The 11,285-nt window shown below is 59.2% G+C and carries 11 protein-coding genes; 2 read left to right on the plus strand and 9 right to left on the minus strand.

Going from position 1 to position 11,285, the window contains the following annotated elements; genetic code table 11:
- Positions 1–33: 33 nt before the first annotated feature.
- From PSV43_RS07165 to PSV43_RS07175, 3 genes are read right to left on the minus strand one after another with little or no spacing between them, the layout of a single operon-like run.
- On the minus strand, positions 34–2,220 hold the full coding sequence (locus PSV43_RS07165) for an alpha/beta hydrolase family protein (protein WP_300194984.1): 2,187 nt from the start codon (positions 2,218–2,220) through the stop codon (positions 34–36).
- A 33-nt stretch (positions 2,221–2,253) separates the two neighbouring features.
- Positions 2,254–2,964, minus strand: a complete 711-nt coding sequence (locus PSV43_RS07170; RefSeq protein ID WP_300194986.1) for a prolyl oligopeptidase family serine peptidase — start codon at positions 2,962–2,964, stop codon at positions 2,254–2,256.
- A gap of 42 nt (positions 2,965–3,006) precedes the next feature.
- Complete coding sequence (locus PSV43_RS07175) at positions 3,007–3,702, minus strand: zinc metallopeptidase (protein WP_300194988.1); 696 nt, start codon at positions 3,700–3,702, stop codon at positions 3,007–3,009.
- A gap of 98 nt (positions 3,703–3,800) precedes the next feature.
- Between PSV43_RS07175 and PSV43_RS07180 the strand changes: the two genes are divergently transcribed.
- Both PSV43_RS07180 and PSV43_RS07185 read left to right on the plus strand, forming a co-directional pair.
- Entirely contained in the window at positions 3,801–4,814 is a 1,014-nt protein-coding gene (locus PSV43_RS07180) for a hypothetical protein (protein ID WP_300194990.1), read from the plus strand.
- Between the two features lie 97 nt (positions 4,815–4,911).
- Positions 4,912–5,649, plus strand: coding sequence for a hypothetical protein (locus PSV43_RS07185; protein WP_300194992.1), 738 nt, complete (start codon positions 4,912–4,914; stop codon positions 5,647–5,649).
- A 6-nt stretch (positions 5,650–5,655) separates the two neighbouring features.
- Here the strand turns inward: PSV43_RS07185 and PSV43_RS07190 are convergent, their stop codons facing one another.
- The 6 genes from PSV43_RS07190 to PSV43_RS07215 all read right to left on the minus strand — a co-directional run.
- Positions 5,656–6,444 carry a succinate dehydrogenase/fumarate reductase iron-sulfur subunit gene (locus tag PSV43_RS07190; RefSeq protein ID WP_300194994.1) on the minus strand — a complete coding sequence of 263 codons (789 nt, stop codon included), beginning with the start codon at positions 6,442–6,444 and terminating at the stop codon, positions 5,656–5,658.
- A gap of 24 nt (positions 6,445–6,468) precedes the next feature.
- Complete coding sequence (locus PSV43_RS07195) at positions 6,469–7,044, minus strand: DUF6036 family nucleotidyltransferase (RefSeq protein ID WP_300194996.1); 576 nt, start codon at positions 7,042–7,044, stop codon at positions 6,469–6,471.
- The gene (locus PSV43_RS07200; RefSeq protein WP_300194998.1) at positions 7,037–7,324 is read right to left on the minus strand and encodes a hypothetical protein; all 288 of its coding nucleotides are present in this window, start codon (positions 7,322–7,324) and stop codon (positions 7,037–7,039) included. Before PSV43_RS07200 ends, PSV43_RS07195 begins: the two co-directional genes overlap by 8 nt.
- 18 nt (positions 7,325–7,342) lie before the next feature.
- Positions 7,343–9,259 (minus strand): fumarate reductase/succinate dehydrogenase flavoprotein subunit, encoded by a 1,917-nt coding sequence (locus PSV43_RS07205; protein WP_300195000.1) that lies wholly within the window; start codon positions 9,257–9,259, stop codon positions 7,343–7,345.
- 18 nt (positions 9,260–9,277) lie between these two features.
- Positions 9,278–9,982, minus strand: a complete 705-nt coding sequence (locus PSV43_RS07210) for a succinate dehydrogenase cytochrome b subunit (protein ID WP_300195002.1) — start codon at positions 9,980–9,982, stop codon at positions 9,278–9,280.
- A gap of 265 nt (positions 9,983–10,247) precedes the next feature.
- Positions 10,248–11,285, minus strand: a 1,038-nt coding sequence (locus PSV43_RS07215) for a transposase (RefSeq protein WP_300195004.1), incomplete at its 5' end; no start/stop codon positions are given.

The raw sequence follows: 11,285 nt of genomic DNA on the forward strand, positions 1-11,285 counted from the left end.
TGCCACGGGTGAGTCGGACATGCGTCCTGCACCTCACTTCCAGTCAAGGTTCTGCTTCAGGAACTCAAACGTGCCGACGCCGTGGATGGTGTGCGGACCGTCGAAGTGCTCGATGGTGGTGCGGTCGCCGATGAGGAGCTTGTTGTAGAGGCGGCGCACCTTGGCGAATTCGTAGTTCACCCATTCGTCCGAACCCACCCCATCGTTGTGGCCGCGCTCGACCATGAACGGTCTGGGCGCGATGAGGGCGGCCATTTCGGCATAGTTGAAAGTACGGCCCATGTTCCACTCCCAGATTTCATACTCATGGGTGTGGATGTAGCTCATCGGCATGTCGGTGCTCACGCACTTGCGTACCCATTCGTTGAAGTCACCGCTGCAAATGCTCAGGCAGTAGTCCTTGAGCACCGCAGGCGTGCGCATGGCGGATTTTCCGCCGTAGCTGAGTCCGTAGAAGGCGATCTTGTCCGGCTGCGTGAAGGGCTGCGCCTTCAGCCATTCGAGAATGCGCTGGTGCTGGCCGTTGATGACGCTGTAGAGCGTGAGTCCCAGTGGATTGAGCTTCCGCTGCAAGGTGCGGAACGCATCCTTGCCACGATACGGATTGTGCGGGGCAAAGGTGACGAAGCCCTGCTCGGCCAGTCGCATTGCGAAGCCCTTGTACGGTGCATAGGCCTTCTGTGTCTCGTCCGTGGTGATGGTGTCTTCCGGCAGGCCTTCCAACCCATGCTGGCAGACGACGACGGGGCGCTTCTCACCGGGCTTGAGATCTTTCGGCAGGCACAGCCAGCCCCAGGCAAAGACATCGTCCCACACATCCATCGTCACCTCGTAGATCGTGACCTTGTCCGTCTCGCGCACGAAGCGGCTCTTCGCATTCACGGGCAGGTTCGGGTCCGGCAGGCGGCCGATGACTTCGTTCCAGAACCGGTCACGTTCGGTGGTCGTGTGCTTTTCAAACTCGGCCACAGATTTGAGCGGCAGCTTGTCCCAAAACTGTGCTTTGCGCTCCAGTTCGGTGGTCACGAGCAGGCGCTGCGTGAACGTTTCCAGCTCACGCACCAGACGCTTCTGGCGGGTGGCATCGACTCTCGCATGCTCCTCGTTTTTCTGTGGCATGATCGGCTCGATGCGCTTCACCAGTTGTTCTGCAACCGTCGCTGGCAGCAGATGGGCGACGACTTCCTTTAGACCATGCTCTTCAGTCGCCAGCATGAGCCAGTTCCCTGGCGCGAGCACCTTGGCACGGGCGACTTCAGCCTGCACGGCGGCGAGCGTGGGTTTCGTGATCTTTCCTGGCGCGGCGACGCTGCGTTCGCCCTTTTTAGCCTCCGGTGGCCCCTGCACATTCGGGAAGCCGAGATTTTGCACCACGAGAGGGCGCGGCGCGATGAGGGAGGCGACTTCGGCATCGCCAAAATCACGCAGCAGATTGAAAACATTGCGGTAGATCGGCTCGGCCCACACACCCTCACGCGGCTCGAAGCAGCCCCACACGTAGACGGAGCTGATGCGTTCATCGAGCGCCCCGGAATGCATAGCGATGAGGCCGCCTTCGCCGAGTCCGGCCACGAGCAGCGGCAGCTTCGGCTGCGTGCCGAAGTAATCGACAAGTGACAGCATCTTCTGCACCTCGTAGCCGATGATGTGACGCCCCAGCTCATACGACTGGCGGTAAATCCACTCGCGGTGCGGCACGTTCGTTTTCACGCCAAATTTGTCATTGGTGCTGAACTCGCTACTGCGGTTGATGAGCGCAGGAATGATGATCTCGCAGCCGCTGTAGGCCAGCATGGCGTCATTGGCCAGCTTCTCGGGATCGGTGTCCGCATCCGGGATGTAGATCACCCGCGCCACGGGCTTGCCTTTGGGCTGAATCAGAATGCCCTCACCATGCACGCCGTCGAACACCGGCCAGCGCACCCGCATGATGCGAGCGGTGGCGGTTTCCGCCAGGAGCGCTGGAGACACAGTGTCACCGACGAGTTCAAGGGCCGTGATGGGCAGGCGCTCGTCCACCACTCCGAGGATGGACTTCAATTTCTCGCGCGTCGGCTTGCGGCCCGTTTTCGACTGTTCGATGAGCCGTAGCGCCATTTTGTCGATTCCTGCAACCATGGTTGCGGAGAAATCGGGATTCGGCTCCAAGGGCTGGGTGCCGGGCAGCAGCTGAGCCTGCAAAGAGGAGGCAATGAGAAGCGGGAGAAGGCGTCGGATCATGGAAGATCAAACGCTAGCCGGGCCTCCTGCCTGTCATGGCTTCTTCTGCTCAAACAGCCAGCTCCAGAACTCCGGATTGGCATAAGTCTGGGTCCAAGAATCATGTCCTACGCTGGGGTAAATAGTGAATTTGACCGGAGCGTCGATCTTTTTCAGGGCATCGTAAATCTTCTGGCTGTTCTCGATCGGAACCGCACCGTCCTTGTCGCCGTGGAAAATCCAGCAGGGCATGCTCTTGAGACGCTGCGCTGTCACCCAGCGCACGCCAGCACCACCACAGATGGGTGCGATGGCGGCATACATTTCAGGATACTCAAAGGCCGTCTCCCAGGTGCCAAATCCGCCCATGCTGATGCCGGTGAGATAAACGCGCTTGGGATCCACCTGCAGCGTCTTGACCAAATGATCGGTGACCGCTTTGACGCCGTGTGGATTCCACAGGTTGTTGGGTTCGCATTGCAGGCTGGCGATGATGGCGGGAATTTTCTGTCCTGCAGCCACCAGCTTCGGCGGTCCGTGTTTCTTGATCAGTTCAAGATCGTTGCCGCGTTCGCCAGCGCCGTGCAGAAAGACCACCAGAGGCCATTTCTTATCCGGGCTGGCCTCATAGCCCTCCGGCTTGCTCAGCAGGTAGCGGTAATTGACCTTGATGACAAAATCACCGCTGAATGACTGCGGCATTTGCGTGTCGGCGAGAAGCATGGACGAGGCGGCAAGAACGAAGAAGGCGGCAAGTTTAACCATGAGAGAACAACGTCATCTGTGAGGGATGACTTGCCGCGCAGATCACTGCGGCCGCATCTTTCCCGTGCCGGGCAGGGCACTGAGGAAAAAATAGCGTGGTGAGCGCAGCAGGTCGCCGACCTCACGGATGGCCATGCAGAAGAGCAGTTCATCGAGCCTGGTGCTGGCTTGGGCATGATTTTTGAGATGCTCATCGAGGAAGCGGCGCAGGCGCTTGTTGGCATTGAACTCAAGCGGCACGCTGCCGAGGTTCAGCAACAGCAGAATAACGATGACTCCGGCGGCGACGAAAATGGCGTTCTTCGCTATCAGGATGCGTGCGATCATCAGCCCTATGATGGCGAATACAGCGGCCATGGGGATGTAGCGGCTCATGCGGATGCAGCTCTGCCGCCACTTGAGCTCGCTCAAGGTCTCACCAGTTTGCAGCGCATGCGCGGCTTCATGCAGGGCGATGGCCCAAGCGGACAAGGTGGTGCCCTCGGCGACGTCACGACGCAGAAACAGGCGGCGTCGGGTCGGGTCGAAGTAATCGGTAACGACGGCGTTGTGTTCGAGGATTTGCACGTCATCCACCCCTTCGGATTTCAGAAACATGAGGGCGATCTCGCCGCCGGTGTGTGCCGTGGGGGCGTTGGCGCGAAAGCCTTTGAGCATCATCGACTCATGGCGTGCCTGCGCCCAGCGGGCGACGGCAAGACCGAGGAAAAGAGCAGCGACAATGAGAATGAAGACCATGATAAGAAGCGGGAATCAACCTCGCAGCAATACGGGGGCTGGCAAACCATCCATGCGTTGATCTTGCGCGAGGGCCGGTGGCATGATTGCATGTCTGCATGATGCGTTTTGTTATCTTCTGCCTGCTTACAGCAGTTTTTTCCCAAGCTGAGGACATTCTTGGCCAGGGGGAGTTTCGTTATCGGATTGTGCCTGGCTGGGGACGGGAGGCGCTTGCGCAGGTTAACGTCAAAAATGGTCACGCAGTGACTATTGATGCAAATGGGCGCTTGTTGTTGCTGACGGATGACGTGAGGAACAATGTGATCATGCTTGATCCGAAAACGGGAGCTTTGATCAAGCACTGGACGGCGCGCATGCCGGGGGCGCATGGGATGAGTGTTGTGAGGGAAGGTGGGCGCGAGGTGCTTTTTATTACCGACACGCAGCTCCATGAGGTGCGCAAACTGACGCTGGATGGCGAAGAACTGGCGCATTATGCGTGGCCGGAACAAGCGAAGGTGCATGCGAGTGCAAATGAATACAGGCCCTCCAAAACGATTCATTTCGCGAACGGGGATTTTTGTGTGTTCGATGGGTATGGGAAGGACTGCATTTTTCATTATAAGGCGGATGGCACGCTGCTGCGCTGGTGGGGTGGGAATCTGGGGGAAGTGGAGAACCAACTGAAGCATTGGGGGCCGCACGGAGGCGGACTTGATGTGTCGGATTCAGCAAAAATGCGGGTGATTATCGCCATGAGTGATCAGCAGGAAATTAAGCGGTTCACGGCCGAGGGGAAATTCATCGATAAAATTGCGATGCCGGGAGGGAATCCGCGGGACATCGTCTTTTGGGGTGAACATGTGATTGTGCCGCATCTGGGGGACCAGTGGCCGAAGGACAAGAATTCGCCGGGGTTCATTTCGATTGTGGATCGCGAGTATCGGATTGTTTCCAATGTTGGTGCTCCGGCTGCGGTTTATCAGGGTGGGGTTCTGCAGCCGATGAAGAGTGATGGGAAGACTTTCATTCATCCTCATGGGGTGGCGGTGGATGCGGAGGGAAACCTCTATGTGGCGCAGTTTGCCTCCCCGGCGGCCCCCTTGCTGAAACTGGAGCGTATCAAGTGAATGCAACTTTTGGCAGGCAGATGAGTTAGTAGCCGCAATGAATACTGAGACCAGCTATCAGGTTGCCAACAGAGCGCAGCGGCGGAAATTGACCGCCATGCGTCCTCTGGTTTTCTTATTTGCCCTCGCCACGGCTGTCCTAGCTCAGTCTGAAGGCGACAAACCAAAGCCGCCGCCACCTAGTGATGGACCGCCGCATCGTGATGGTGAACACCATGGTCCGTCGGGAATGATGCCCGGCAGGGGCAAGCCGCCGCGTGGGTTTGATGGTTTTGAAAAACTCTCGGAAGCCGAGAAGCAGAAGGTGCGCGCTGCTTTTGAAAAGGCCTGGCAGCGTCCTGAAGTGATTGAGGCGCGTGACAAGGCGCTGCGGGCGAATGAGGAGATGCGCAATACGCTGCACGCCGCGCTGAAGGATATTGATCCTGAAGTGGTGGGCATTTTGGAAAAGATCAAACCGCAGTTCCCGATGGACCAGCGCGGTATGCCGGAAATGCCGAAGCCGGACTCACCCAATTTTGCGCATATGGCGGCCCTCCGACTCGGGGCGGAACTGCAGTCCATCGCCCGGCCTGAGCGTCGTGATGAGACGCGGGGATTCCATGAGCGCCTTTTGCAACTGCCGCGTGTCAAGGAGGCGCTGGCGAACCTGGACGCGCTGCCTCCTGCGGAGCGCATGGAGGCCTTCAAGAAATTTCGGGAGATCTATCGTGAAGCTGCGAGTCAGGAATTTATGAAATTCCGCGAGCGGGGAGGAGAGCCCAAGGAGGGATTCCGCCGCCCGCCACCCGAGCAGGACAAGCCTGCTCCTCCGCCTGGGGAACCGAAACCGTAAAACGGATCAATCGCCGCCGCCGGCTTCCTTGCGGGTGTTGCCCAAGGCATCTTTGAGGGATGCCACTGAGTAGTCGCGATTGAGCTTGGTGATCCAGCGGACGCTGATCTCCTTGGGGCAGGCGGCTTCGCACTCGTATTGATTGGTGCAGTTGCCGAAGCCTTCCTTGTCCATCTGACGGACCATGCCGAGGGTGCGGCGGTCTTTTTCAGGCTGGCCCTGGGGAAGAGAATTGAGCTGGCCAGCTTTTGCGGAGACGAAGAGCATGGCGCTGGCGTTTTTACAAGCGGCCACACAGGCACCGCAGCCGATGCACTCGGCGGCGTCCATGGCGGCATCGGCGACTTCCTTGCCAATGGGGAGGGCGTTGGCGTCCTGCGGCGCACCGGTGCGCACGCTGACGAAACCACCGGCCTGCTGGATGCGGTCAAAGGCACCACGGTCGATCATGAGATCCTTCAAGACTGGGAAGGCGCGCGCGCGGAAGGGCTCGACCCAGATGGTGTCGCCGGTGCGGAACTTGCGCATGTGCAGCTGGCAGGTCGTGGTGGCCTTTGCTGGACCGTGGGGAACGCCATTGATCTGCATGGAGCATGCGCCGCAGATGCCTTCACGGCAGTCATGGTCGAAAGCCACGGGATCTTCGCCTTTGGAAATGAGGCGCTCGTTGATGATGTCCATCATCTCCAAGAAGGACGCATGATCAGGAATTTCTGGAGCGTCGATGTCCTGGAAATGACCGGGTTGCGAGCCGTTCTGACGCCAGACTTTGAGGTGCAGATTGAGTTGAGACATGGGAATTTGGAGGGATGAAAAAGATTAAGCGGCGAGGGCGATCTCCTGGCTGATCTGAGCCAGATTGAGATGAATCCACCGTGTCTCACCAACGTAATGGTCAAGGGCCTCGGTGGCGCGGCTTTGGAGTTGAGCGGTGGTGAAGTAACGATTCCGGGCCAGCGCAAGGATGTCAGCCTGGTCGTTGGGAGAAAAGCGGGAGAGCTTTGACACTGCCAGATCGACGGGGCAGAAGACCAGCAGGTGAATCAGCCGTTGTTCATTGCCCATGCCCACCCACTCGATGCAGGATTCGCGATGATCGGGATGCAGGAGGGCGAAGGTGTCGCTGTAAGTGGTGTCAAAGTAGATGCATGACGGCTTTCCCGTCTCACGCATGTAGTCGATAGCGAGTTTTTCAAAAGGCAGGATCAAGCGCCGGGAAAAAGTGGCATCGACATCATCGGTATAGCGTGTGCCGCAATGGTAGTGAACAGCCATGCCGCCTGCGAGATACATTTGGATGGGTTCGCCGGAATATCCTGCGTCGCGCAAGAAGCCGTCCAGCCGGTCCATCATTTTGCCCATGGCATGGGTTAGCTCTGGATGGAGACTATGCATGGCCCAGTCTCCTTTTCAGGGAATTGGCAAATCGGGGAGTATCGAAGCGAAGTGCACAGGCCAGAGTGCCGAAGGTGGTTTCGACACCGTTCAGCAGCTTGCGGGCAGCGGTTCTGAGGCCGTGCTCATGGCCGAACCAGTCAACGCCCGCGAGGAAGAGGCAAACGGCGGCCATTTCCTGCTTTTCGATGGGGGCAAAGCTGGTCCACGCATCTTCGCAGAACTCCCCGCGCTGGGTGGCGCAGAAGTGGAGGAGTTCGGACTCAGATTCGCGGGTCATGACGGCTGAAACCACGGGTTACTTGTAACTGCGGACGGCGAGGTGGACTTCGTCGAAGGTCAGCGGCTCTTTGTTGAGAGTGGGCTTGCTGACGTTGCCGGTGTATTCCCAGGCGGCGGCGTAGCTGAAGTTTTCGTCGTCGCGCTTGGCTTCGCCATCGTCTGTTTGATGCTCGGAGCGGAAATGGCCGCCGCAGCTTTCTTCGCGGTGGCGGGCGTCGAGGCAGAGGAGTTCGGCGAACTCCATGAAGTCGGCTACACGGCCGGCTTTTTCGAGTTCGGGATTGGTGAAGTCGCCGCTGCCGGGAACGTTGACGTTCTGCCAGAATTCTTCGCGGAGCGCGGGGATGCGGTTGATGGCTTCGGTGAGGCCTTCCTTGGTGCGGGCCATGCCGCATTTGTCCCAGACGAGGAGGCCGAGTTCGCGGTGGAAGCTGTCCACGCTGCGCTTGCCCTTGATGTTGAGGAAGCGCTTGGTCTGCGCGGTGCAGTCTTCGACGGCTTTCTTGAACTCAGGATGCTCGGTGGTGATGCTGCCGGGCTTCTCATTCACGAGGTAGTTGGCGATGGTCGTCGGGATGACGAAGTAGCCATCTGCAAGGCCCTGCATGAGGGCGCTGGCTCCGAGGCGGTTGGCACCGTGGTCGGAGAAGTTCGCCTCGCCGAGCACGTGCAGGCCGGGGAGATTGCTCATGAGGTTGTAGTCCACCCAGAGGCCGCCCATGGTGTAATGGACGGCGGGGTAGATGCGCATCGGGCGCTTGTAGGCGCTTTCTCCGGTGATGCGCTCATACATGTCGAACAGGTTGCCGTAACGCTCGGCGATGGTCTTGGCACCGTACATGCCGATGGCCTCCGCGAAGTCGAGATACACGCCGCGTCCGCCAGGGCCGACACCGCGTCCGTCATCGCAGGCTTCCTTGGCCGCACGGGAGGAGATGTCACGTGGGGCGAGGTTGCCGAAGCTGGGGTACTTGCGTTCGAGATAGTAATCGCGTGCAGCTTCAGGGATCTGATCCGGCGTCTTGCCGCAGTCTGCGGCATTCTTTGGGACCCAGACGCGACCGTCGTTGCGCAGTGACTCGGACATCAGAGTGAGCTTGCTCTGATACTCGCCGCTGACGGGAATGCAGGTCGGGTGGATCTGCGTGTAGCAGGGGTTGGCAAAGAACGCGCCTTTGCGGTGAGCACGCCACGTCGCAGTGACGTTGCAGCCCATCGCGTTGGTGGAGAGATAGAAGACGTTGCCGTAACCGCCGGTGCAAAGCAGCACGGCATCACCTGCGTGGGATTCGATTTTACCGGTGACGAGGTCGCGAGTGACAATGCCTTTCGCGTGGCCATCGACGGTCACGACGTCGAGCATCTCGCTGCGCGTGTACATTTCCACACCACCGCCGGCGATTTCCTTGTTCAGTGCGGAATACGCGCCGAGGAGAAGCTGCTGGCCGGTCTGGCCACGGGCGTAAAAGGTGCGGCTCACCTGAGCACCGCCGAAGGAGCGATTGGCGAGCATGCCGCCGTATTCACGGGCGAAGGGCACGCCCTGAGCCACGCATTGGTCGATGATGTTGACGCTGACTTCAGCGAGACGATGCACGTTGGATTCACGTGCGCGGAAGTCGCCGCCTTTGACGGTGTCATAGAAGAGGCGATGAACGCTGTCGCCGTCGTTCTGGTAGTTCTTGGCCGCATTGATGCCGCCCTGGGCTGCGATGGAGTGGGCGCGGCGGGCGCTGTCCTGGAAGCAGAAACACTTCACCTTGTAGCCGAGTTCCGAAAGCGTCGCTGCTGCGGAAGAGCCTGCAAGGCCGCTGCCCACCACGATGATGGTGAACTTGCGCTTGTTCTTCGGATTGATGAGCTTGGAGTCCTGCTTGTGCTTGGACCACTTCATGGCCATCGGGCCGGAGGGGATGTTTGAATTAAGAGACATGGCGTGTCGCGAGAGAAATTAACGTCCGTAGCCGAAGAAGAAGATGGCGATGGGGATGGAGCAGTTGCCGACGAGGATCAGGCCGGCGAAGGCGTAACCGAGCTTCTTGAAGAGCGGCTCTGACTTGTCTGTGGAGACGCCGAGGGTCTGGAAGAGGCTGCTGAAGCCGTGGCTGAGATGGCTGGTGAGGAGCACCATGGCGATGATGTAGAAGATCACCGCGGGAGCCCAGGAGAAGCCTACAATGACCATGCGATAGACGTCATGCACTGTCTCGCCATGGAGGGTAGTCTTGTAGGTGCCGTAGTCATTGCCTGCATGGATGGTGAAGTGCAGCAGGTGGTAAACGATGAAGGCGAGGATGGTCAGCCCGCTCCAGATCATGATGCGGGAGGAAGTGCTGCTCACCTGCGCTTTGTGCTGACCATACTGGGCCAGACGTGCGGCGCGGTTGGCACGAGTCAGCGAAATCGTCGCGACGATGTGAATGACCACGGCGACGAGCAGGCCGATGCGGGCGATCCAGACGCCTCCGCCGTGCAGGGCAGTCTGGAGCATGTGGCCGTATTCATTGATGGCATCCTTGCCGACAAAGATCAGCAGGTTGCCAATCATGTGACCAATAACAAAGCCGAACAATGCGAGGCCGGTGAGGGCCACCAAAATCTTCTTGCCGATGGAGGAGGCGTAAAATCGCGAAAAGGAATCAAAAACAGCGCTCATGTGGGGAGAGATTCATCATGGAGATACGATGCGGCTGCGCAAGCCGTGCGTGCATTTTTCCTTGGGAATCGCTGATGCGATCTTGTCTCAATCGTCCGACATTGTCGGCTCGATGCCTATCCAATTCCGTTGTCTGGGGCCGCCTGTGTCATTTGAGCCTTCTAGGTAGAAGGCGGGGGTGGGAGAGATGGGGAGCCGCTAGGCGGTGCCACGGTAATTGAAGGACGTGGTTTGCGCATTCCGAAAGGTGGCGACAGGTCTGTTTTCAGGAGACAGGCCGTAAGCGCAATTGCCGCAGGCTGTAAAAAGGTGCGGACGATTCGGGCATGCGTCTGGCTCCGTGTTTGCGCTTTGGACTGAACTGATCCCGCTGTGACTCGAAGATGCCTTCCACAAACTCCCTGCTGCCCAGAACGACGCCATCGGTGAAATAGCGCACGCGAAGGCGAACCAGTTCCGCTGGACTCAGTTTCCGATTCTCCGCCAGCACAGCGCGCGCCGACTCCACGCTCACACCGCGCTGCACCACCTTTGCATTTTGCGCATTTTTCACCTCCCGGCCCTCTGCATGCAGCAGGCCGCGGTAGGCTTCAGAGGTGCCGGCGTTCCGCCAGCCGTCCACCGGCTTACCCAGGGCTTTGCACAAGCCACGCTGCGCACGGCGGCTGCCGCCCAGAGCTTCGGCATAGCCGCACCAGCGATACTCTTTCGGATCTTTGGCCACACCGGCACGCACCGGATTCAGATCAATGTACGCCGCCATGGTGCGCAGAGGCTCGCCTTTGCCCTCCACCAGCACGCTCTTGAAACGGTCCATCCATAGCGTGCCACGCCTGCCGCGCCGTTTGTTGAACCAGCGGCTGAAGCGCTCTTTGATTTCCTTCACGAAGAGCGAGAGATCGCAGAAGCGTTTTTTGAGCGATACCAGCTTTTGCTCGGCCAGCGCCGCCATGCCGCGTGCGCGAAAGTCCGCCAGTTCATCACGCAGCAGGCCCAGGTAGGCCTTGCTGTAGAGCGTGCCGAGGTGCTCGAAGAGCTTCTTCTCGCCATCCGCTCCCTCAAAGCGCTGGAGCCAGGTCGGGCGATGAGGCACCTCGGCCAGCAGATGGAAATGATTGCCCATGAGGCAGTAGGTCACGATTTTGATGCCGGAGAACTCGGCCATGCGCCACATGACACGCCGGAGCGCCTCCTTCTCGACGTCATCGAACCAAATCTCCCCACCACAGGTGCGCGACATGACGTGATAGCAGTAGGACTCCAGCGGCCCCTTGCCGAGGATGCGCCTCCGCCCGCCGGACCA

It is taken from the genome of Prosthecobacter sp. (assembly GCF_029946185.1).
Lineage (GTDB): Bacteria > Verrucomicrobiota > Verrucomicrobiia > Verrucomicrobiales > Verrucomicrobiaceae > Prosthecobacter.